Here is a 22,652-nt window from a genome sequence, read left to right on the forward strand (position 1 = left end):
GGGCGTGCAGCGCCGCGGAGCGGGGGATTGTGACCCAATTCAGGCGCCGGCCTCCCGCAATGCCTTGAGCGCAATCGTGACGCCTTCCACATCATCGGGTGCGATCAACTGTTGCGCCATTGCATCGAGCGCAACAGATCCCTCCCGCTGCAGGCGGGCCATGGCCTGGGCGGCGTCGCGCGGCGCGGCGAAGCCGCGGCTTTGCAGCAACACCGCGCCCTTGGCATCGGTGAGCTTGAAATAGAACTGACCGTCCTTCTCGCGGTACTGCTTGAAGGCCGGCAGTGCCGCCTTGGCGGCCTTGGCCGGGCCGCCGGACGGCGCGGCCTGGCGGTCGAGCGGGCGCAGGCCCACGGCGTGGCGCAGGCGCTGGGTGAAGGGGGTGGCGATGGCGCGGGCCTTCTCGGCCCCCATGCGCAGGGTCTGTTCGATGCGCGCCGGATCCTGGATCAGCGCGTCGTAGACCTCGCGCAAGGGCGCGATCTCGCGGTCCAGGCGCTCGAAGAGCCGCTGCTTGGCCTCGCCCCAGGCGATGCCCTCGGCATAGGCCTTGGCCAGGGCGGCGGTCTCGTCGGCGCTCGCGAAGGCCTGGTAGAGCTGGAACAGCGCCGAGCCCTCGGTGGCCTTGGGTTCGCCGGGTGCGCGCGAGTCGGTCACGATGCCCATGATGAGCTTGCGCAGTTGCTCGCGCGGCACGAACAGGGGGATAGTGTTGTCGTAGCTCTTGCTCATCTTGCGGCCGTCCAGGCCGGGCAGCGTGGCCACCTGCTCCTCGATGACCGCCTCCGGCAGCGTGAAGTGCTCGCCATAGAGGTGGTTGAAGCTCGAGGCCATGTCGCGCGCCATCTCGATGTGCTGGATCTGGTCGCGCCCCACGGGTACCTGGTGGGCGTTGAACATCAGGATGTCGGCCGCCATCAGCACGGGGTACATGAACAGGCCCGCGGTCACGCCGTCGTCGGGCTCGGCACCCGCTTCGTGGTTCTTGTCGACCGCAGCCTTGTAGGCGTGCGCGCGGTTGAGCAGGCCTTTGCCGGTCACGCAGGTGAGCATCCAGGTGAGCTCGGGGATCTCGGGGATGTCGGACTGGCGGTAGAAGGTGACCTTCTCGGGGTCGAGCCCGCAGGCCAGCCAGGTGGCCGCGATCTCCAGCGTGGAGCGTTGCACGCGCGCCGGGTCGCCGCTGGTCTTGATCAGCGCGTGGTAGTCGGCGAGAAAGTAGAAGCTCTCGACGTTGTCCAGGCGGCTGGCGCGCACCGTGGGCCGGATGGCGCCCACGTAGTTGCCCAGGTGGGGCGTGCCCGAGGTGGTGATGCCGGTGAGGACGCGTTGCGTTTTCATGGGGAGCGGGTTCAGAGCAGGAGCAGTCGCACGGGGGTGAGCAGCCATTCAATGGCGGTGCCCGTGAGGGTCATGAGCGGGCGCAGCCAGTAGTCGCCCACGAGGCCGGTGACCACGAGGGCCAGCACGATGAAAAAACCGTAGGGCTCCACGCGCGACACGGCCACGGCCTGCTTCCAGGGCAGCAGGCCCACGAGGATGCGGCCGCCGTCGAGCGGGGGCAGCGGGAACAGGTTGAAGGCGAACATCACGAGGTTGACCGTGACGCCCGCACGGCCCATGTCGAGCCAGAAGCGTTCGCTCACGCCGAGTGCGATCAGCACATAGACCAGCAGCACCCAGCCGATGGCCTGCACCAGGTTCGAGGCCGGGCCGGCGAGCGCGACCCAGATCATGTCGCGCTTGGGGTTGCGCAGCCGCCCGAAGTTGACCGGCACCGGCTTGGCGTAGCCGAACAGGAACGCGCCCGCCGTGGCGAAGTACAGCAGCAGCGGCATGGCGATGGTGCCCAGCGGATCGATGTGCTTGACCGGGTTGAGCGTGACGCGGCCGAGCTGCCAGGCCGTGGGGTCGCCGAAGTGGCGCGCCACGTAGCCGTGCGCCGCTTCGTGCAGCGTGATGGCGAACAGCACCGGGATGGCGTAGAGGGTGACCGTCTGGACGATGAGGGCGAAATCCATGCGTGGATTGTCCCAGACGCAGGATCAGAGCCCGAGCGGCGCGAGCGCGCCCTGGCCTTCGCGCACCACCTCGGGCTCGCCGCCCGTGCCCATGGGCACGAGGTCGAGCACGGTGGTGGGTTCGAGCGCGCAGGCGCCGGCGTCGATCACGGCGTCGATCTCGTGCTGCAGCCGCTCGCGGATGGCCTCGGGGTCGTTGAGCGGGTGCTCGTCGCCAGGGAGGATCAGCGTGGTGGCCAGCAGCGGCGCGCCGTGCAGTTGCAGCAGGTCGAGCAGCGCGCGGTGCTCGGGCACGCGCAGGCCGATGGTCTTGCGCGAGGGGTGGCTCACGCGGCGCGGCACTTCCTTGCTGGCTTCGAGGATGAAGGTGTAGGGGCCGGGCGTGGCGAGCTTGAGCAGGCGGTACTGGCGGTTGTCCACCTTGGCGTAGCTCGCGAGCTCGCTGAGGTCGCGGCACAGCAGCGTGAGGTGGTGCTTGTCGTCGACCTCGCGGATGCGGCGCAGCCGGTCGGCCGCGGCCTTGTCGTCGAGCTGGCAGGCCAGCGCGTAGCTCGAATCGGTGGGCACGGCGATGACGCCGCCGCGCTCGAGCAGCGATACCGCCTGCTTGAGCAGGCGCGGCTGAGGGTTGTCGGGGTGCACGCTGAACAGCTGCGACATGGCTCAATCCTCCGGCGGTGCGATGGGCAGCGAACGGCTGCGGGTGGCGCGCCAGCCGCTCACCGCGCCGCACAGCACGATGAGGGCGATGCCGGTGAGCTCCACCGTCCCCGGCACGTGGGCGAACACCAGCCAGCCGAACACCATGGCGAAGGCGATCTGCGCATACAGGTACGGCGACAGGGTGGAGGCCGGCGCGCGCTGGAACGCCATGATGAGCATCAGGTGGCCCACCGTGCCCATGCTGCCCACGAGCACCAGCAGGCCGAAGGTGCGCGCGTCGGGAATGGCCTGCCACACGAAGGGCAGCAGCGCGCTCGACACGAGTGCGCCCACCCAGCCGGTGTAGAGGTGCATGGTCAGCGGGTCTTCGGTGCGGGCCATGCGCGCGGTGAGGATCTGGAACCAGGCGCTCATGAACACCATGGTCAGGGGCAGGATGCTCGCCCAGCCGATGTCCTCGCCCTCGGGCCGCACCACCAGCAGCACGCCCGCGAAACCGCCCGCCACCAGGGCCCATTGCCAGGCCGACACGCGCTCGCGCAGCACGGTGGCGCCCAGCAGCGTCACGGCCAGCGGCGTGAACATGAGAATGGCCGTGAACTCGCCCACCGGCATCTGCTGCAGCGCCACCACGCCCATGAGGCTGAGCGAGAGCAACAGCGCGCCGCGCAGCAGCTGGAAGCGCGGGTGCGCGGTGCGCCAGGCGGCGCGCCCGCGCAGCGGCAACAGCACCGCCGTGGTGGCCACGGCATGGAACAGGTAGCGGAACCACACGATCATGAGCACCGGCATCACGGCGCCCACCAATTTGACGGTGGTGTCGAGCAGGCCGAAGCAGGCCGTGGCCGCGACCGCCAGGCCGATGCCGGCGAGCGTGCGGGTCGGAAGCAGGGCGGCGGCGGTGTTCATGCTTGGGGGGCGGCTCAGGCCTCGGGCGCGTCCACGGGCAGGCGCTGCTCGCGCGCCGTGAGCCAGCTCGCGCTGGCGCCGCACACCACGATGAGCGCGATGCCCGCGAGCTCGAGCGCGCCCGGCACATGGTGGTAGACCACCCAGCCGCACAGCATGGCGAAGCCGATCTGCGTGTACAGGAAGGGCGAGAGCGTGGACGCCGGCGCGCGCTGGAACGCGAGGATCAGCAGGAAGTGGCCCACCGTGCCCATGAGCCCGACCAGGCACAGCTGCGCGAGCGTGCGCGCGTCGGGCACGGCCTGCCACACGAAGGGCAGCGCTGCGCTGGCCACCAGGGCACCGACCCAGCCGGTGTAGAAGTGCAGGGTCATCGGGTCTTCGGTGCGGGCCATGCGCGCGGTGAGGATCTGGAACCAGGCATAGAGGAACACCAGGGTGAGCGGGATCAGCGCGGCCCAGCCCACCACGCCGGCCCCCGGCCGCACCACCAGCAGCGCGCCCGCGAAGCCGCCCGCCACCAGCAGCCAGCGCAAGGGCTTCACGCGCTCGCCCAGGAACAGCGCGGCCAGCAGCGTCACGGCCAGCGGCGTGACCATGACGATGGCGGTGAACTCGCCCACGGGCATGTACTGCACCGCGAGGAAGGACATGCCGCTCACCGACAGCAGCAACAGGCCGCGCAGCAGCTGGAAGCGCGGGTGTTCGGTGCGCCAGAGCGAGCGCCCGCGCAGCGGCAGCATCACGGCCGTGACCGCCACGGCGTGGAAGGCGTAGCGGAACCACACCGCGAGCAGCACCGAGACCACCGCGCCCACCACCTTCACCGTGGTGTCGAGCACCGCGAAGCAGGCGGTGGCCGCGACGAGGAAGCCGATGCCGGCGAGCGCCTGGCCAGGCCGTGGGGCGATGGCCATCAATGGACCCGCTCGGCCAGCAGCGACCACACCGGCGTCACGCTGCCGGGCAGGTCGGGCAGCTTGCCCAGGTCGGTGTGGCTTTCGTCGGGGCTGTGGAAATCGCTGCCGCGCGAAGCGGCCAGGCCGAACTCGGCGCAGAAGCCCGCGTACTTGGCGTACTCGGACGTGCTGTGCGCGCCCGTGACCACCTCGCACGCCTGGCCGCCGTGCTGCCTGAACTCGGAGAACAGCGCGTACTCCTCGGTGGGCGTGAACTTGTAGCGGCCCGGGTGGGCGATCACGGCCACGCCGCCCGCGCCCGTGATCCAGCGCACCGCGTCGCCGAGCGCGGCCCAGCGGTGCGGCACGAAGCCGGGCTTGCCCTCGGTGAGGTACTTGCGGAACACCTCGGGCACGTCGCGGCACACGCCGCTGTCGACCAGGTGGCGCGCGAAGTGCGAACGCGAGATCAGGTCGGGGTTGCCCACGTAGCGCAAGGCCCCTTCGAATGCGCCCTTGATGCCCACCTGGGCCAGGCCGTCGGCCATTTCGCGTGCGCGCTGCTCGCGCCCGCCGCGCGTGGCGCGCAGGCCATCGAGCAGGGCCGCGTTGCCGGGGTCCATGCCCAGGCCCACGATGTGGACCGTGGTGCCCGCGAAGGTCACCGAGATCTCGACGCCCGTGAGGTAGGGCAGGCCCAGGTCGCGCGCCGCGGCCATGGCGCGGTGCTGACCGCCGAGCTCGTCGTGGTCGGTCAGGGCCCAGAGCTCCACGCCGTTGTCCTTGGCGCGCGCGGCCAGCACCTCGGGTTCGAGCGTGCCGTCCGAGAGGGTGGAATGGCAGTGCAGGTCGGCGTTGAGCAAGGGGTTCACCCGGGCGATTTTAGGTGCCGCGCCATGTCCCCGCTGTCGCCGTTGTCACCGCAGCGGTCCCGCTCAGCCGGTGTTGCGCAGGCCGGCCGCGATGCCGTTGATCGCGATGTGGATGCCGCGGCGCAGCTTGCCGTCGTCGTCGTGCGCGAGCGCGCCCGCGCGGTGGCGGCGGATCAGCTCGACCTGCAGGTGGTGCAGCGGGTCGATGTAGGGGAAGCGGTGCTCGATCGAGCGGCGCAGCGCGGCGTTGCCGGCCAGGCGCTCGGGCTCGCCCGTGATCAGCGCCAGCGCGTCGACGGTGCGCTGCCACTCGGCCTCGATGGCGCTGAACACCTTGCGGCGCAGCGCCTTGTCCTCCACCAGTTCGGCGTAGAGCGAGGCCAGAGCCATGTCGCTTTTGGCCAGCACCATGTCCATGTTGGAGAGCAGGGTGCTGAAGAACGGCCAGTCGCGGTGCATGCGCTTGAGCAGCGCGGCGTGTTTCGGGTCGTCGGCCACGAAGGCCTGCACCGCCGCGCCGAAGCCGTACCAGCCGGGCAGCGTGAGCCGGCACTGGCCCCAGCTGAAGCCCCAGGGAATGGCGCGCAGGTCTTCGATGCGGCCCGTGGCCTTGCGGCTCGCGGGGCGCGAGCCGATGTTGAGCTCGGCGATCTCGCGGATCGGCGTGGCGCCGAAGAAGTAATCGGCAAAACGCGGTGTGTCGTAGACCAGGGCGCGGTAGGCCGCCATGCTCGCGCGCGACAGCGCCTCGGCGGCCTTGAGAAAGGCGGGCGAGGCTTCGCGCGTGGGCTGCAGCAGCGTGGCCTCGAGCGTGGCCGCCACCAGGGTTTCGAGGTTGCGGCGGCCGATCTCGGGGTTGGCGTACTTGGCGCCGATCACCTCGCCCTGCTCGGTCAGGCGGATCTGGCCGCGCACCGTGCCCGGCGGCTGCGCGAGGATGGCCTGGTAGCTCGGGCCGCCGCCCCGGCCCACGGTGCCGCCGCGGCCGTGGAACATCCTCAGGCCGATGGCCTTTCCGTTGCCCGCATTGAGCTCGTCGAACAGCTTCACGAGCGCGGTCTCGGCGCGGTAGAGCTCCCAGTTGCTCGTGAAGATGCCGCCGTCCTTGTTGCTGTCGGAGTAGCCGAGCATCACGTCCTGCTCGCCATAGCCGTCGGCCGCACCGCGCTGGACCATGGCGCGCACGCCCGGCAGGTCGTAGTAGGCGCGCAGGATGGGCGCGGCGTTTCGCAGGTCCTCGATGGTTTCGAACAGCGGCACCACGATGAGGTCGGCCACCGCGCCCTGCGCCAGCGTGCCGCGCACCAGGCCGGCTTCTTTCTGCAGCAGCAGCACCTCGAGCAGGTCGCTCACGGTCTCGGTGTGGCTGATGATGGCGTGGCGGATGGCCGCCGTACCGAAACGCTCGCGGCCGCTGCGCGCGGTTTCGAAGATAGCGAGTTCGCCCTGCGTGTGCGCGCTGTAGGCGGTGCCGGGCACGCGCAGCGGGCGCACGTCGTTGAGCGCGCGCAGCAGCACGGCGCGCTTGGCGTCCTCGCCGAGCGCGGCGTAATCGGGCTCGATCTGTGCCGCCGCGAGCAGCTCGGCGACCACCGCTTCATGCTGGTCGGAGCTCTGGCGCAGGTCGATGGTGGCGAGGTGGAAGCCGAACACCTCGACCGCGCGGATCAGCGGGCGCAGGCGCGCGTCGATCAGGGCCGCGCCGTGGTGCGCGCGCAGCGAGGCCTCGATGGTGCGCAGGTCGGCGAGGAATTCGGCCGCGTCCGCATAGGCGTTCTGCGGCGCCACCGCGTGGCGCGCGGCCTCGCCGCCCGTGAGCGCCTTGAGCGTGGCGGCCAGGCGCGCGTACATGCCGGTGAGGGCGCGGCGGTAGGGCTCGTCCTGGCGGTGGGCGTTGGTGTCGGGCGAGCGCTCGGCCAGGGCCTGCATCTCGGCGCTCGCGCCCACCAGCATGCCCGACATGGACAGCTCGCCGCCCAGCAGGTGCACCTGCGTGAGGTGGTGGCGCAGCGCGAGATCGGCCTGGCGCTGCAGCGCGAGCTCCAGCGTGGCCGCGGTGACGTTGGGGTTGCCGTCGCGGTCGCCGCCGATCCACTGGCCCATGCGCAGGAAGGGCGCCACGGGGCGGCCCAGCCCGGCCTCGAGCTCGGCGTACAGGCGCGGGATCTGCGACAGGAAGGTGCTTTCGTAGTGGCTGAGCGCGTTCTCGATCTCGTCGGCCACGCTGAGCTTGGTGAAGCGCAGCAGGCGCGTCTGCCATAGCTGCGTCACACGGGCGCGCATCTGCGCCTCGATCGTGGCCTGCTCGCGCGGCAGCGCTAGGTCGCGCTCGGCCAGTAGCCGCGCGATGTCGCGCTCGGCGTCGAGGATGCTCTTGCGCTGCACCTCGGTGGGGTGGGCCGTGAGCACGGGCGACAGGTGCGCCGCGGCCAGGGTGTGCGCCACGGTATCGGGCGTGAGGCCCGCGGCCTGCAGGCGCTGCAGCGCCAGGCCCAGGCTGCCGGTTTGCAGGCCCCCCGCGCGCTCGTGCACCGCGCGGCGGCGGATGTGGTGGCGGTCTTCGGCCAGGTTGGCGAGGTGGCTGAAATAGGTGAAGGCGCGGATCACGCTCACCGTCTGGTCGGCGCTGAGCGACTTGAGCAGCTTCTTGAGCGCCTTGTCGGCCGCGCGGTCGGCGTCGCGGCGAAAGGCCACCGAGAGCTGGCGGATGCGCTCGATGAGCTCAAAGGCCGCAGCCCCTTCCTGCTCGCGGATCACGTCGCCCAGGATGCGGCCCAGCAGCCGGATGTCTTCGATGAGGGGGCGGTCCTTGTCGTCGCGCCGGGCGGCGCGCGGAATCGTTCGGCTCATGGGGGGCTCGCGCGGCGGCGAGAGGACGGGGACGAGGGGCGGAGACAGCGGGGCGCATGCTAGCATCGACCGCGAGCCCGCGGGTTCCGAACCGATTACCAACCGCCGGACTCTCACGGGCGCTTGTTCCCGCCAGTGTCTGCATGCCCATGTCCCAGTCCACGCCCCAGGCCATCACCATCGCCACCCGCGAAAGCCGTCTCGCGCTGTGGCAGGCCGAACACGTGAAGGCCCTGCTCGAAGCGCGCGGCCACCGCGTCACCCTGCTGGGCATGACCACGCTGGGCGACCAGATCCTCGACCGCACCCTCTCCAAGGTGGGCGGCAAGGGCCTGTTCGTGAAAGAGCTCGAACTTGCGCTCGAAGACGGCCGCGCCGACATCGCGGTGCACTCGCTCAAGGACGTGCCGATGGAGTTGCCGCCCGGCTTCGCGCTGGCCTGCGTGATGGAGCGCGAAGACCCGCGCGACGCCTGGGTGTCGCCGCACTGCGCTGGCCTGGCCGATCTGCCGCCGGGCGCGGTGGTGGGCACCTCGAGCCTGCGCCGCGTGGTGCTGCTGCGCGACGCGCTGCGCGCCCTGGGCCGTGGCGACGTGCGCATCGAACCGCTGCGCGGCAACCTCGACACGCGGCTGCGCAAGCTCGACGAAGGCCAGTACCACGCCATCGTGCTCGCGGCCGCCGGCCTCAAGCGCCTGGGCCTGGGCGCGCGCATCCGCGCCATCTTCGAGCCCGAACAATCGCTGCCCGCGGCCGGCCAGGGCGCGCTCGGCATCGAGGTGCGTGCCGACCGCCACGACCTGATCGAAGCCCTGCGCCCGCTGGCCCACCAGGCCACCTGGCTGCGCGTGGCCGCCGAACGCACCGTCTCGCGCGCGCTCGGTGGCAGCTGCTCCATGCCGCTGGCGGCCCATGCCGACTGGCTCGGCGAACGGCTGCGCCTGCGCGGGGCCTGGGGCGAGCCCGAGGGTCAGGCGCCGCTGCTGCGTGCCGAGGCCGTGGCCGAGGTGGCCGACCTGTCCGCCGCCGAGGCCTTGGGCGCGCGCGTGGCCGAGGCGCTGCGCGCCGGCGGCGCCCACGCGCCCGCACAGGAGGCCTGAGCCGTGCCCGCGCCGATCGACGCCCGGGCAGACGCAGGGCGCGTGCAGCGCGTCGTCGTCACGCGGCCCGAGCCCGAGGCCACGCGCTGGGTGCAGGCGCTGCGTGAGCGCGGCTGGACCGCCGACGCCTGGCCGCTGCTGCGCATCGCCGATCCCCACACCGGTCCCGAACGCGACCGGCTTGCCCACTGGCGCAAGGCCTGGACCTCGCAGGACGCGCTGATGTTCGTGAGCGCGGCCGCGGTGCAGCGCTTCTTCGCCGACACCCTGTCGCCCGACAACGGCAGCACGCGCTTCTGGGCGCCCGGCCCGGGCACGGCGCGCGCACTGTCGCAGGCGCTGTGGCCGCTGGGCATCGGCGAAGACCGCATCGACATGCCGCCGCGCGAGGCCAGCCAGTTCGACTCCGAACACCTGTGGCCCGTGATCGCCGGGCAGGTGCAGCCGGGGCGGCGCCTGCTCGTGGTGCGCGGCGCGTCCGAGGGCGGCGCCGACGGCAGCCTGCCGGGGCAGGGCCGCGAATGGTTGATCGAGCGCTGCCGCGCGGCCGGGGTCGAGGTGGAGGCCTGCGTGGCCTACCGCCGCGAGCTCATCGAGCCTGGCCCGGCCGACTTTTCGCGGCTGCGTGATTTCACGGGCCGCGGCCAGGTCTGGCTGATCAGCAGCAGCGAGGCCCTGCAGGCGCTGCAGGGCCACTGGCCCCTGGGCGCGCGGGCCGCCGCGCTGGTCACGCACCCGCGCATCGCCGAGGCCGCGCGCCTGCTCGGTTTTGCCGAGGTGGTGCAGGCCCGTCCGGCCCTGGCCGACGTGATGCGCGCCCTAGAATCCTGGAACGGTTCCCCATGAACGCCGCTGTCCCCGATCCCACCCCGTCTTCCTCGGCGCCCGCTGCGGCCCCCGCCGGCCCGGGCCCCGCGGCCGACCGGCCGCGCGCCGCCAACGGCCTCGTGCTCTTCGTGCTGGCCGTGGCGGTGGTGGCGCTGGTGATGTGCGGTCTGCTCTGGCAGCGCCTGGGCTTCACCCAGGAAGAACTCGCGCGGCGCGCGCGCGACGCCGAGGCCCAGGTGGTCGAAGCCCGCACCCTGGCCTCGCAGGCCGAAGCGCTCACCCAGGAGCTGCAGGCCCGCCTGAGCGTGGCCGAGGTGCGTCTGTCCGAGGTGAGCCTGCAGCGCAGCCAGCTCGAAGAACTCATGCTCTCGCTGTCGCGCTCGCGCGACGACAACCTGGTGCAGGACCTCGAGGCCAGCCTGCGCGTGGCCCTGCAGCAGGGCCAGCTCACGGGCAGCGCGCAGCCGCTGATCTCGGCCCTGCAGGCGGCCGACCAGCGCATCGCGCGCGCGGCGCAGCCCCGCTTGAACCCGGTGCAGCGCGCCATCGCGCGCGACATCGACCGCATCCGCGGCGCTGCGCTGGCCGACATCCCCGCGCTCGCGAACCAGCTCGACGAGCTCGTGCGCCAGGTCGACGGCTGGCCCACGGCGAACGCGGTGGGCCAGTCGGCGTCGGCCGCGCGCACGCGCGCCGCGGTGGCGCGCGAGCCGGCGGTCGAAGCCGCTGCCCCCGGCGCCGGCGACGCGCCGGCCCCGGGGGCCGACGGGACCGCACCCGGCGCCTGGCAGCAGGCCGTCGCGCGCTGGAACGCGTGGTGGTCGGCCACCTGGGAGCACACGTTGCGGCAGGCGCGTGACCTCGTGCGCGTGAGCCGCATCGACCAGCCCGAAGCCGCGCTGCTGGCGCCCGAACAGGCCTTCTTCCTGCGCGAGAACATCAAGCTGCAACTGCTCAACGCGCGCCTGGCGCTGCTGGCGCGGCAGCTGCCCGCGAGCCAGGCCGACGTGCTCGCGGTGGAGAACCTGCTGCGGCGCTACTTCGACACGCGCTCGCCAGCGGTCAACAACGCGCTCGGCAGCCTCGGCCGCCTGCGGCGCGACCTGGTGGCGCAAGACCTGCCGCGCCCCGACGAGACGCTCGCCGCGCTTGCCGCGGCGGCGCGGGGCCGCTGATGCGCTCGCGTCAACGTGGCGCCATGCGCAGCGTGTTCTGGCTGCTGGGCCTCGCGGCGCTGGCGGTGGCGCTCGCACTGCTCGTGGGCAACAACCGCGGCACGGTCACGCTGTTCTGGCCGCCATGGCGCTTCGACGTCTCGTTCAACTTCTTCCTGTTCGCGCTCATCGCGGGCTTCGTGCTGGTCTACGTGGCGCTGCGCGCGCTGGCCGTGGTGCGCGAACTGCCCACGCAGGCGCGGCGCTGGCGCAGCCTGCAGATGGAACGCGCCGTGGTGGGCTGGGTGCTGGACGCGCTCGCCAACCAGCTCGCCGGCCGCTTCGTGCGCGCGCAGGGCGCGGCGCGCAACGCGCTGCAGCACCTGCAGGGCAGCACCAGCAACGACTGGCCGCGGCGCGCGCAGCTCGAGGCGCTGGCCCACCTGCTCGCCGCCGAAAGCGCCCACGCGCTGCAGAACCGCGCCCAGCGCGACGAGCACCTGCAGGCCGCGCTGCGCCCCGAGGTGGCCAAGGCCTCGCCCGAAATGGCCGAGGGCGCGCTGTTGCGCGCCGTGCGCTGGGCCGTGGAAGACCGCGACCCCGAGGCCGCGCGCAGCCGCCTGGCCGAGTTGCCGCAGGGCGCCGCGCGGCGCATCCAGGCCTTGCGCCTGAAGCTGCGCGTGGCGCGCCTGGGCGAAGCCACCGACGAGGCGCTCGAAACCGCGCGCCTGCTCGCCAAGCACCGCGCGTTTTCGCCCGAGGCCGCGGCCAGCATCGTGCGCGGGCTCGCGCTCGACGCCCTGCGCGATGCCCATGATCTCGCCCAATTACAGCGCGTGTGGGACGGGCTCGACGAGAGCGAACGCGGCGTGCCCGCGGTGGCGCTCGCCGCGGCCGACCGCGCCCATGCGCTGATGCGCCTGGACGCTGCGGGCGACGAGGGCCTGCAGGCCGACACCGCAGCGCGCGTGCGGGCCTGGCTCGAACCGTTGTGGGAACAGTTCGGTGCGCTCGAGGCGGGCCAGCAGGCGCGGCTGGCGCGTGTGTTCGAACCCGAGCTCGAGCACCTGGACGCAGCCGGCCTCGCGCGCCTGGAGAACCTGCAGCGCCAGTGGCCGCAGAACCCGCACCTGCAGTACCTGGCCGGCCAGGCCTGCCTGCACCGCCAGCTCTGGGGCAAGGCCGCCCAACTGCTGGGCCAGGCCCGCCACGGGCTCAGCGACACCACGCTGCAGCGCCGCACCTGGCGCGCGCTCGCGCGCCTGGCCGAAGAGCGCGGTGACAGCGCCGCCGCGGGCGAGGCCTGGAAGCAGGCGGCCTTGCTCGACTGAACGGCGGCCGCTGCCGCGGCGGGCGCCCGGCCCGGCGCCGCAGGCCCCATGAAAAAAAGCCACCGCGAGGTGGCTTTTTTGTGGGGAGCGCAGCGCCGCAGCGCCGCGCGGGCCGGGGCTCAGCGGGTCTCGAAGGGCAGCACGACCTGGCTCAGGTCCTTGCGCGTTTCCACCAGCACCAGCGGGCCCTCGTCGAGCACGACCACGGGTTTGGGCTCGCGCGGCACGTGGACGGGCTTGGGCTCGGCGGCGATCGCGGCCTGCGCCTGCGCCACCTTCTCGGCGTCGGAGTTCACCCACTCGAGGCCGCTGGCCGCGGCCACGGCCTGCAGCTCGGGCACGCTGAGCGTGTAGGCCTGCACCGCGGGCATGGCGCGCGCGGTGGTCGGCGCCGCGGGGGCTGCCGGCGCGGGAGCGGCCACGGGCGCCGGGGCGGCGCTCACCGGGGTGGGCGCGGCCACCACCGGCGCCGCGGGTGCGGCGGTTGCCGCGGCCGGAGCGGGCATGGTGAAGTAGCTGCGCACGGGCGCTGCATCCTGCTCGGCCGCGGTGTCGGCCGCCTCGGCCATGGGCTGCGTGTCGCCGGCTTCGGCGGGGGCTTCGCCGCCTTCACGCGCCGGGCGCTCGCGGCGATCGCCACGGCGGTCGCGGCCATAACGGTCGCGGCTGCGGCGCTCGCGCGGGGCCTGCTCGTCACCACCCTCGGCGCTGCCTTCGGCCGTGGTCACGGCCTCGGCCTGGGGCTGCTCGGCGCTCTCGTCGGCGCGCGGGGCGTCCTGGCCCTCGGGGCGGCGGCGCTCACCGTCGCGGCCACGGCCGCGGCCGCCGCGTTCGCCACGCTCGCGGCGCGGGGGCTGCTCGCTGCCCTCGGCGGCTTCGCTCGCGGGCACGGCCTGGGCCAGTTCGTTCGTGGCGTCGGCGGGGGCGGCCTCGCGGCGCTCGCCGCGGCGTTCACCGCGGCGGCCTTCGCCTTGTCGCTCAGGGCGTGCCTGCTCGCTGCGCTGGCCTTCGGCGCCAGCGTCGCGCGGGGTCGCGCTGTCGCGCTGACCTTCGCGCTGGCCGTTGCGGCCTTCGGGACGGGCTTCGCCGTTGCGGCGGTTCTCACCGCGGTTGCCCCGCGGCTGGCCGTCGGCCCCGGCTTCGCGCGGCGACTGAGCCTCGCGCTGGCCGTTGCGGCCTTCGCGGTTGTCGCGGCCCTCACCACGCTCTGCGCCACGGCCACCGCGGCGGCCACGGCCACCGTCGCGGCCGCCTTCACGGCGGCCTTCGGTGCGCGCGCCGTCGCGCGCGGCCGGGGTGGCAGCGGCGGGCGCCGGGGCGGCCGGCGCGGGCGCTGCGCCGCCGCCGAACAGGCCCTTGAGCCAGCCGAAGAAGCCTTTTTCGGCCGGGGCAGCGGCCACCGGGGCCGGGGCCACGGGCGCAGCCACCGGGGCGGGCGCGGGCTGCTCGGGCTTGGGCACGGCCACCGGCGCGGGCGCGTCGGGCAGCACGCCCTTGATCACGGGCTCCTGCTTGTTGGTGCGCTCCTGGCTGCGGCGCGTGAAGCTGGCCACGTCGTCGACTTCCTCGGCGAGCTTGTAGCTCGAGTCGAGGTTGTCCAGGCGCGGGTCGTCGTGCTTGAGGCGCTCGAGCTTGTAGTTGGGGGTGTCGAGCGACTTGTTGGGCACGAGCAGCACGCTGATGCGCTGCTTGAGTTCGATCTTGGTGATCTCGGTGCGCTTCTCGTTGAGCAGGAAGCTGGCGACCTCGACCGGCACCTGCACCAGCACGGCGGCCGTGCTGTCCTTGAGCGACTCTTCCTGGATCACGCGCAGGATCTGCAGCGCCGAGGACTCGGTGTCGCGGATGTGGCCGGAGCCGCCGCAGCGCGGGCAGGGGATGGACGCGCCTTCGTTGAGCGCGGGCTTGAGGCGCTGGCGGCTCATTTCGAGCAGGCCGAACTTGCTGATGGAGGCGAACTGCACGCGGGCGCGGTCCTGGCGCAGCGCGTCGCGCAGGCGGTTCTCGACCTCGCGGCGGTTCTTGCTCTCCTCCATGTCGATGAAGTCGATCACGATCAGGCCACCGAGGTCGCGCAGGCGGGCCTGGCGGGCCACTTCGTCGGCGGCCTCGAGGTTGGTGCGCGTGGCGGTTTCTTCGATGTCGCCGCCCTTGATGGCGCGCGCCGAGTTCACGTCCACGGCCACCAGGGCTTCGGTCTGGTCGATCACGATCGCGCCGCCGCTGGGCAGCTGCACGATGCGGCTGTACGCGGTCTCGATCTGGTGCTCGATCTGGAAGCGGCTGAACAGCGGCGCGTCGTCGCGGTAGCGCTTCACGCGGTGCCCGTGCTCGGGCATCACGTGGCTCATGAACTGGTGCGCCTGCTCGAAGATGTCATCGGTGTCGATGAGGATCTCGCCGATGTCGCTGTTGAAGTAGTCGCGGATGGCGCGGATCACCAGGCTCGATTCCTGGTAGATCAGGAAGGCGCCCTTGCCCGATTGCGCGGCGCCGTCGATCGCGGTCCAGAGCTTGAGCAGGTAGTTCAGGTCCCACTGCAGCTCGGGCGCTTCGCGGCCGATGCCGGCGGTGCGCGCGATGATGCTCATGCCGTTGGGGTACTCGAGCTGGTCGAGCGCGGCCTTGAGTTCGGCGCGTTCGTCGCCCTCGATGCGGCGGCTCACGCCACCGCCGCGCGGGTTGTTGGGCATCAGCACCACGTAGCGGCCGGCCAGGCTGATGAAGGTGGTGAGTGCGGCGCCCTTGTTGCCGCGCTCTTCCTTCTCGACCTGGACGATGAGCTCCTGGCCTTCCTTGATGACGTCCTGGATGCGCGCCTGCGACGGCGACACATTGCCCTGGAAATACTGGCGCGCAATTTCCTTGAACGGCAGGAAGCCGTGGCGGTCTTCGCCGTAGTCGACGAAGCAGGCTTCGAGCGAGGGCTCGACGCGCGTGACCACCGCCTTGTAGATGTTGCCCTTGCGCTGTTCGCGCCCTTCGATCTCGATCTCGTAGTCGAGCAGTTTCTGCCCGTCCACGATCGCCAGGCGGCGCTCTTCGGCCTGCGTGGCATTGATCAGCATGCGTTTCATGTTGCGTTCCCTTCGTGCTGCACACACGGCGGCGCTCGGGCCGAATTGCCCGGGCCGCCCGTCAGGCCGGGAAGCCGCACACGCAACGAACGCAGGAGGAATTGCCGGAGAGCCGTGACCGGGCGGTGGGTGGCGTCGCGCGCATCGGGCGCAGCGGCACCACGGCCGGGTCGGGCATGGGCGCGTGGAGTCGGATGCAGGGCAAAGGGCCTCGAGGGCCGCCGGCGACCAGGGGGTCGGTGGCGGGATCGGGCCGGGTTCTTTGCGGTGTCTCTTCGTCCTCGCTCAGGCCCCGTTGCGGGTGGGCCTGGGCGATCGGGGTATTCCGTTGTCTGTTCGTTGTGGGTCTGCGGATTCCACCTCGGCGTCCACCGGACGGTGGGTGGCTGGCGGTGCAGTGGATCGCACCGGGAGCCGCCCTCGGGCCGGGTGCCTTGGCTGGCCACCTTCCCCCATTGCAGGCTGCCGGCATCCCCGGACCAGCCCGTGCCGCCGTGGCTGCCTTAAACTCCAAGGCAAATCAACCACTTACAGCACACAATGGGCGCCGCGCATTATAGACACGTCCCCACTGGCGTGGTGCGCCCATGAATCCGCCTGCAGCCCCCGCCGTTCGCCACCTCACCGTCGATGAGGAATCCCAGGGGCAACGGCTCGACAACTTCCTCATCCGCGAACTCAAGGGCGTGCCCAAGACGCATGTCTACCGGATCATCCGGTCCGGCGAGGTGCGCCGCAACAAGGGCCGCGTCAGCGCCGACGACCGCCTCAATGCCGGTGACGTGCTGCGCATTCCGCCGATTCGGCTGTCGGCGGCAATCGAGGCCAAGGCCGAAAAGCCGGCGCCGGCGCGCGAATTTCCGGTGGTCTACGAGGACGATGGCCTGTTGGCGATCGACAAGCCGGCCGGCGTGGCGGTGCACGGCGGCAGCGGCGTGAGTTTCGGCGTGATTGAACAATTGCGCAGGGCGCGGCCGGCGGCGCGCCTGCTCGAATTGGTGCACCGGCTCGACCGCGAAACCAGCGGTTTGTTGCTGATTGCAAAGAAGAAAAGCGTGCTGAAGGCCGTTCAGGACCAATTCCGCGAACGCGAAACCGGCAAGACCTACCTCGCGCTGGTGGTGGGCAGCTGGCCGGCGCGCAAGAAGGTCATCGATGTGCCGCTGCACAAGTTCCTGCTGGCCGATGGCGAACGCCGGGTGCGTGCGACCACCGCCGACGACCCCGACGGCATGCGCGCGATCTCGCTGGTGAAAGTGGCGCAGCAATGGCCGGCAGGCGCCGACGGCCGCCCGGCGCTGAGCCTGCTCGAGGTGACCATCAAGACCGGCCGCACCCACCAGATCCGCGTGCACCTCGCCAGCGCCGGCCACCCGATCGTCGGCGATGATAAATACGGTGATTTTGAAATCAATCGTCAATTGGCGCGGGCCGGTTTCAAACGCATGTTCCTGCACGCCTGGCGATTGCACCTGCGCAACCCGCTGACGCAGCAGCCGTTGGCCCTGTCGGCGGAATTGCCACAGGAATTGAAAAGTTGCATTGAGACGCTGTGATTCGGGAATAGAATGCCGGCGTGCCGGTGAATGGCCGCGGCCAACAACGCCGGGTTGAGCACGAACCCTCCCCCTAGCAGAAGGACCGATCAATGGCAACGTATTCCGAGTTGATGGCGCAGGCGCAAAACCTGATGGCGCAGGCCGAACAAGCGCGCAAGGCCGAACTGGCCAGTGTGATTGCCGATATCAAGGCCAAGATGAAACAATTCGGCATCACGCCGGCCGATCTGGGCGGTGGTGCGCCGGTGGCGGGCGGCAAGCGCGCGGCCAAGCCGGCGTCGGCGCCCAAGTACCGCGGTCCCAACGGCGAGCTCTGGGCCGGCGGCCCGGGCCGCAAGCCGCAGTGGGTGCGCGACGTGCTCGCGGCCGGCAAGAGCCTCGACAGCTACCGCATCTGATCGCCGCCGCGGCGATCACCCACCAAGGCCCGCTTCCCGCGGGCCTTTTGCATGGGTGCGTGGCGCCGCTGGTTATGCTCGCGCGATGCATCAGGTTCTGTTGGTTTGCATGGGCAACATCTGCCGGTCGCCGCTGGCGAGCGCGGTGTTGCAGGCCGAGGTGGCGCGCCGCGGCCTGCAGCAGCGGGTGGGGGTGGATTCGGCCGGCGTCTACGACGGCCATGCCGGCGAAAAGGCCGACAGCCGGGCGCGCAAGCTCGCCCGGGCGCGCGGTTACGAGGCCATCGAGCGCGAGCGTGCGCGCGGCGTGACGGCGCAGGACTTCGATCGCTTCGACCTCATCCTCGCCATGGACCGCAGCAACCTGCGGCGGCTGCAGCAGCTGTGCCCGCCCGAGCACGGCCACAAGCTCCACCTCTACCTGGCCTACGCGGGCCAGGGCGACGCCGAGGTGCCCGACCCGTACTACGGGCCGGTCGAGGGGTTCGAGCTCGTGCTCGGCCTGTGCGAACGCGCCAGCGGCCCCGTGCTCGAGCGCCTGCTCGGCGCGCCGGTTCAGACCCGGTAGTGCTCGCGGTACCAGCGCACGAAGCGCGTGATGCCTTCGGCCAGCGGCGTGGCCGGCGCAAAGCCCACCCAGTCGTGCAGCGCGCGCGTGCTCGCGTAGGTGGCGGGCACGTCGCCCGGCTGCATGGGCAGCAGGCGTTTGGTGGCCTCGCGGCCGGTCGCGCGTTCGATGCAGGCGATGAAGTCGAGCAACTGCACCGGGTCGTGGTTGCCGATGTTGAACACGCGGTGCGGCGCGCCGCCCTCGGTCTCGGGCGTGGCGGGCTTGTCGAGCACGCGCAGCACGCCTTCCACGATGTCGTCGATGTAGGTGAAGTCGCGCTTCATGTCGCCGTGGTTGAACACGTCGATGGTGCGGCCTTCGAGCACGGCCTTGGTGAACGAGAAATAGGCCATGTCGGGCCGGCCCCAGGGCCCGTAGACCGTGAAGAAGCGCAGGCCCGTGGCGGGCAGCCGGTAGAGGTGGCTGTAGGTGTGCGCCATCAGCTCGTTGGCCTTCTTGGTCGCCGCGTACAGGCTCACCGGGTGGTCGACCGGATCGGTTTCTTCGAACGGCATCTTGGTGTTGCCGCCGTACACGCTGGAGCTGGACGCGTACACCAGATGTTTCAAGCCCTGCGCGCGGCAGCCTTCGAGCACGTGGCCGAAGCCCGTGAGGTTGCTCTCGAGGTAGGCGTGCGGGTTCGTGATCGAGTAGCGCACGCCGGCCTGGGCGGCCAGGTGCACCACGGCGTCGAAGGGCTGGCCGGCGAACAGCGCCTCCATGCCCGCGCGGTCGGCGAGGTCGAGCCGCTGGAAGCGAAAGCCCGGCAGCGCCTGCAGGCGCTCGAGCCGCGCGTGCTTGAGCGCCGGGTCGTAGTAGTCGTTGAGGTTGTCGATGCCGGTGACGGTGTCGCCGCGCCCGGTCAGGCGCAGCGCCGTGTGCATGCCGATGAAGCCGGCGGCGCCGGTGAGCAGGATGTGCATCCCGCGATCGTAGCCGGCCCGGCTTTCAATCTGCCCAGATCACGGGCTTGCCGCTGCGCTCCCAGGCCTCGTAGTGGCGCGCGTACACGTCTTCGATGCGGTTGCGCTTGACCTTGAAGGTCGGCGTGATCATGTCGTTGTCGACCGTCCACGGCGTGCTCACCACCACGATGCACTGCAGCTGCTCGTGCGGGTCGAGCGAGGCGTTGATGCGCTGGCGGTGCTCGGCGAGCGAGCGTTCGTAGGCGCCGCGTTCGTCGAGGCTCTTGAGGCGCTGGGCCGCGTCGGGCGTGAGCATCACAATGCCCAGCGGCTGGCCCAGGTTGGCCCCGGTGACCACGCAGGCCTCGATGCCCTCGTGCATCACGAGCTTGTCCTCGATGGGCGCGGGCGCCACGTACTTGCCCTTGCCGGTCTTGAACAGGTCCTTCACACGCCCCGTGATGCGCAGCAGGCCGCCGGCGTCGATCACGCCCTTGTCGCCGGTCTTGAGCCAGCCGTCGGCGGTGAAGGCCTCCTGGCTCTTCTCGGGTTCCTTGTAGTAGCCGAGCATGAGCGCGCGGCTGTGCATCTGGACCTCGCCGGTCTGGGGGTCGATGCGCTGTTCGACGCCCGGGTAGGTCGGGCCCACCGTGCCCTGCTGGTTCTTGCCCGATTCGGTGATGTGCGAGAGCGCGAGGTTCTCCGTCATGCCGTAGCCCTCGTTGATCGGGATGCCCAGCTTCGCGTACCACTGCAGCAGCGCGGGCGGCATGGGCGCGGCGCCACCCGCGGCGAACTTGCACTGGTCCAGGCCCAGGGCCTTCTGGATCTTCTTGCGCACGATGCCGCCCAGCAGGGGGATGCGCAGCAGCCGGTCGAGCTTGGCCGGCGGCATCTTGGCGTGGATGCCCTGCTGGAATTTCACCCACAGGCGCGGCACCGAGAAGAACACCGTGGGCCGCGCGCGCTGCAGGTCGGCTGCGAAGGTGTCGAGCGATTCGGCGAAGAAGATGTGCATGCCGGTGCGCAGCCAGCCGTGTTCCACGAGCATGCGTTCGACCACGTGGGCCAGCGGCAGGTAGCTGAGCATGCGGTCGTTCTGCGTGAGCGGGATGCGCGCCAGGCCCTTGTCGAGCGCCCAGGCGAAGTTGCCGAAGGTGTGCATCACGCCCTTGGGCATGCCCGTGGTGCCCGAGGTGTAGATCAGCGTGGCGAGGTCGTCCTCGATGCGCACCGGGCGCCCTTGCAGCGGCGCCGTGCGCGCGCAGATCGCGTCCCAGCCTTCGTAGGCCTCGATCGCGTCCACCGGCGAGAGCGGGTAGCTGATGCAGGGCAGACCGGCGGGCACGCCGGGCTTCATGCCCTCCCAGCCATCGAGCTTGCCCACGAACAGGGCTTTGGATTCGCTGTGCGCGAGGATCTGGCGGATGGTCTCGGGCGCGAGCGTGGGGTACAGCGGCACCGACACGTAACCCGCCATCCAGATCGCGAGGTCGCTCATCATCCACCAGGCGCAGTTCTTGGACAGGATGGCCACCTTGCTGCCCGGCGCCCAGCCCTGCGACTGCAGGTGCGCGGCCATGCGGCGCACCTGGTCGGCGATCTGGCCCCAGGTGAAGTCCTGCACCGCGCCCGCGCCCATGGGCTGCGTCAGCGCGATGCGCCCGGGGGCGCTTTGCTCCCAGTGGTACAGGCGTTGCAGGGCCAGCAGCTCGTCGGCGATCTTCGCGCTCATCGGGGTCGTCTCCTTGGTTGGTCGTGAACCTGTTGAGCCTAGCGAGCGCCGGGTGTTCCCTGCAGTGGGTTTTCCCGTGTCGCCCGCGCTTTGGAGAGCTCTCTCCAGAGCCTTTATGCTGCGGCGCATGCAAGACACCGAACTCCAGATCCTCGAAGGCGTGGCCGGCGAGCCCGGCGCGCAGCCCGTGGCCAGCGTAATCGTGCTGCACGGCCTGGGCGCCGACGGCAACGACTTCGTGCCCATCGCCCAGGCCTTCGACCTCTCCGCCATCGGCCCCGTGCGCTTCGTGTTCCCCACCGCGCCGGTGCGCCCCGTCACCCTCAACGGCGGCTACGCCATGCGCGCCTGGTTCGACATCTTTCCCCCGAGCGCCGACCCGGCCCAGCCGCGCCGCGAAGACGAGTCCGGGCTGCGCGCCTCGCAGCGGCAGGTGCAGGCCCTGATCGATCGCGAGGTGGCGCGCGGCGTGCCCGCGCAGCGCATCGTGCTCATGGGGTTTTCACAGGGCTGCGCCATGACGCTGCTCACCGGTCTGCGCGCGCCGCAGCGGCTCGCGGGGCTGGTGGCGCTTTCGGGCTACCTGCCGCTGCCCGGCAGCACCGCGGCCGAACGCAGCGCGGCCAATGGCCAGGTGCCGGTGTTCCTGGCCCACGGCGAAGACGACGAGATCGTGGTGCTGCCGCGCGGCGAGGCGGCGCGCGACACGCTGCAGGCCCTGGGCCATGCGGTCGACTGGCACACCTACCCCATGGGCCACAGCGTGTGCCCCGAGGAGGTGGCCGACATCAACCGCTGGTTGCTGCGCGTGCTGGCCGCTGCCGCCTGAGCCAGGCCAGCAGCGGGCCGCCGTACAGGATCAGCGCCAGCGCGGCGCCGATCAGGGGCAGGGCGACGAACACCCAGCCGTTGAGGCGCTCGCCCCCGAGCCACACGCCCACCGCGAGCGCCACCACCGGGTTCACGAACGAGTAGCTGCCCGCGAGCGCCGCGCTGGTGTTCTGCAGCAGCCAGAGGTAGGCGTTGAGCGTGACCATGGTGCCCAGCACCACCAGGTAGACCCAGGCCAGCGCCGACACCGCCGAGACCTGCGCGAACTGGAAGCTGCGCGCGCCGGGCTCGAACAGCAGCGCGGCCACCGTGCCCAGCAGGCCGCCGAGCAGCCACTGGGCGGCCGATGCCATGGCCGGTGCGGGCAGCGGGAGCTTGCGCGAGGCGTACGAGCCGACGCTCCAGGCCAGCGGCGCGCCGAAGGCGCACAGCGTGCCGAGAACGGTGGTCGAGAAATCGCCCTCGAGCGCGAGCAGCAGCGCGCCCGTGGCGCCCAGCACCAGGCCGATCCAGCTCGTGACGGGCACACGTTCGCCGCCCCAGCGCGTCCAGAGCGCGAGCCACATGGGCATGGTGGTGACCACCGTGGCCATCAGGCCCGAGCCGATGCCCGCCTGCTGCGCGAGCACCACCAGCGCCATGGCCGCGAAGGCCATGAGGCCGCCGATCAGCGCGCTCGCGCGCCACTGCGCGGCCGTGGGCCAGGCCAGGCCCTGCCAGCGCGCGATGGCCAGCATGGCCAGGCCCGCGGCCAGGAAACGCACGCCGTTCATGAGCACCGGCGGCAGGGTCTGCATGGCCACGCCGAGCGCGTAGTAGGTGGTGCCCCAGACGATGTAGACGATGAGCAGGGCCCCGGCGACCCCGAAACGGTTGAAAATGGACGGCATGCAGCCACCTGGCATGGAAA

General features: G+C 71.5%; 19 protein-coding genes. 8 read left to right on the plus strand and 11 right to left on the minus strand.

Annotation, left to right across the window (positions count from 1 at the left end; translation table 11 throughout):
* Nucleotides 1-39: 39 nt before the first annotated feature.
* From G9Q37_RS01125 to ppc, 7 genes are all read right to left on the minus strand, one after another.
* On the minus strand, nt 40-1,341 hold the full coding sequence (locus tag G9Q37_RS01125) for a tryptophan--tRNA ligase (protein WP_166223324.1): 1,302 nt from the start codon (nt 1,339-1,341) through the stop codon (nt 40-42).
* Nucleotides 1,342-1,352: 11 nt separating this feature from the next.
* Nucleotides 1,353-2,021: a site-2 protease family protein gene (locus G9Q37_RS01130; RefSeq protein ID WP_166223326.1), complete on the minus strand. Its 669-nt coding sequence runs from the start codon at nt 2,019-2,021 to the stop codon at nt 1,353-1,355.
* 24 nt (nt 2,022-2,045) lie between these two features.
* Nucleotides 2,046-2,681: an L-threonylcarbamoyladenylate synthase gene (locus G9Q37_RS01135; RefSeq protein WP_166223329.1), complete on the minus strand. Its 636-nt coding sequence runs from the start codon at nt 2,679-2,681 to the stop codon at nt 2,046-2,048.
* 3 nt (nt 2,682-2,684) lie between these two features.
* Nucleotides 2,685-3,593: a DMT family transporter gene (locus tag G9Q37_RS01140; RefSeq protein ID WP_166223332.1), complete on the minus strand. Its 909-nt coding sequence runs from the start codon at nt 3,591-3,593 to the stop codon at nt 2,685-2,687.
* A 14-nt stretch (nt 3,594-3,607) separates the two neighbouring features.
* Complete coding sequence (locus tag G9Q37_RS01145) at nt 3,608-4,510, minus strand: DMT family transporter (protein ID WP_166223335.1); 903 nt, start codon at nt 4,508-4,510, stop codon at nt 3,608-3,610.
* Nucleotides 4,510-5,364, minus strand: a complete 855-nt coding sequence (locus G9Q37_RS01150; RefSeq protein ID WP_166223337.1) for a 3',5'-nucleoside bisphosphate phosphatase — start codon at nt 5,362-5,364, stop codon at nt 4,510-4,512. The genes G9Q37_RS01145 and G9Q37_RS01150 overlap by 1 nt, the downstream gene beginning before the upstream one ends.
* Nucleotides 5,365-5,427: 63 nt before the next feature.
* On the minus strand, nt 5,428-8,214 hold the full coding sequence (ppc, locus tag G9Q37_RS01155; RefSeq protein WP_166223339.1) for a phosphoenolpyruvate carboxylase: 2,787 nt from the start codon (nt 8,212-8,214) through the stop codon (nt 5,428-5,430).
* A gap of 149 nt (nt 8,215-8,363) precedes the next feature.
* On the opposite strand from ppc, the gene hemC reads away from it, so the two are divergent.
* The 4 genes from hemC to G9Q37_RS01175 are packed head-to-tail and all read left to right on the plus strand — an operon-like array spanning nt 8,364 to nt 12,627.
* Entirely contained in the window at nt 8,364-9,314 is a 951-nt protein-coding gene (hemC, locus tag G9Q37_RS01160; RefSeq protein WP_166223341.1) for a hydroxymethylbilane synthase, read from the plus strand.
* A 3-nt stretch (nt 9,315-9,317) separates the two neighbouring features.
* Complete coding sequence (locus G9Q37_RS01165) at nt 9,318-10,160, plus strand: uroporphyrinogen-III synthase (protein WP_240936473.1); 843 nt, start codon at nt 9,318-9,320, stop codon at nt 10,158-10,160.
* Nucleotides 10,157-11,317: a uroporphyrinogen-III C-methyltransferase gene (locus tag G9Q37_RS01170; RefSeq protein WP_166223343.1), complete on the plus strand. Its 1,161-nt coding sequence runs from the start codon at nt 10,157-10,159 to the stop codon at nt 11,315-11,317. The genes G9Q37_RS01165 and G9Q37_RS01170 overlap by 4 nt, the downstream gene beginning before the upstream one ends.
* A gap of 23 nt (nt 11,318-11,340) precedes the next feature.
* Nucleotides 11,341-12,627, plus strand: coding sequence for a heme biosynthesis HemY N-terminal domain-containing protein (locus G9Q37_RS01175; protein WP_166230837.1), 1,287 nt, complete (start codon nt 11,341-11,343; stop codon nt 12,625-12,627).
* Nucleotides 12,628-12,746: 119 nt separating this feature from the next.
* On the opposite strand, the gene G9Q37_RS01180 is transcribed toward G9Q37_RS01175, so the two are convergent.
* Nucleotides 12,747-15,704: a ribonuclease E/G gene (locus G9Q37_RS01180; RefSeq protein ID WP_166223345.1), complete on the minus strand. Its 2,958-nt coding sequence runs from the start codon at nt 15,702-15,704 to the stop codon at nt 12,747-12,749.
* Between the two features lie 587 nt (nt 15,705-16,291).
* On the opposite strand from G9Q37_RS01180, the gene G9Q37_RS01185 reads away from it, so the two are divergent.
* From G9Q37_RS01185 to G9Q37_RS01195, 3 genes are all read left to right on the plus strand, one after another.
* Nucleotides 16,292-17,260 carry an RluA family pseudouridine synthase gene (locus G9Q37_RS01185; RefSeq protein WP_166223347.1) on the plus strand — a complete coding sequence of 323 codons (969 nt, stop codon included), beginning with the start codon at nt 16,292-16,294 and terminating at the stop codon, nt 17,258-17,260.
* A 92-nt stretch (nt 17,261-17,352) separates the two neighbouring features.
* The gene (locus G9Q37_RS01190) at nt 17,353-17,661 is read left to right on the plus strand and encodes an H-NS histone family protein (protein ID WP_166223349.1); all 309 of its coding nucleotides are present in this window, start codon (nt 17,353-17,355) and stop codon (nt 17,659-17,661) included.
* 85 nt (nt 17,662-17,746) lie between these two features.
* Complete coding sequence (locus tag G9Q37_RS01195) at nt 17,747-18,229, plus strand: low molecular weight protein-tyrosine-phosphatase (protein WP_166223351.1); 483 nt, start codon at nt 17,747-17,749, stop codon at nt 18,227-18,229.
* Here G9Q37_RS01195 and G9Q37_RS01200 read toward each other — a convergent pair.
* Nucleotides 18,217-19,194, minus strand: a complete 978-nt coding sequence (locus G9Q37_RS01200) for an NAD-dependent epimerase (RefSeq protein ID WP_166223353.1) — start codon at nt 19,192-19,194, stop codon at nt 18,217-18,219. The two genes, G9Q37_RS01195 and G9Q37_RS01200, sit on opposite strands and share 13 nt — an antisense overlap.
* 25 nt (nt 19,195-19,219) lie before the next feature.
* Entirely contained in the window at nt 19,220-20,911 is a 1,692-nt protein-coding gene (locus G9Q37_RS01205; RefSeq protein ID WP_166223356.1) for an AMP-binding protein, read from the minus strand.
* Nucleotides 20,912-21,038: 127 nt separating this feature from the next.
* On the opposite strand from G9Q37_RS01205, the gene G9Q37_RS01210 reads away from it, so the two are divergent.
* Nucleotides 21,039-21,740, plus strand: a complete 702-nt coding sequence (locus tag G9Q37_RS01210) for an alpha/beta hydrolase (protein ID WP_166223359.1) — start codon at nt 21,039-21,041, stop codon at nt 21,738-21,740.
* Here G9Q37_RS01210 and G9Q37_RS01215 read toward each other — a convergent pair.
* On the minus strand, nt 21,700-22,632 hold the full coding sequence (locus tag G9Q37_RS01215; protein ID WP_166223362.1) for an EamA family transporter: 933 nt from the start codon (nt 22,630-22,632) through the stop codon (nt 21,700-21,702). The two genes, G9Q37_RS01210 and G9Q37_RS01215, sit on opposite strands and share 41 nt — an antisense overlap.
* Nucleotides 22,633-22,652 lie beyond the last annotated feature (20 nt).

The organism is Hydrogenophaga crocea (assembly GCF_011388215.1).
GTDB classification, from domain to species: domain Bacteria; phylum Pseudomonadota; class Gammaproteobacteria; order Burkholderiales; family Burkholderiaceae_C; genus Hydrogenophaga; species Hydrogenophaga crocea.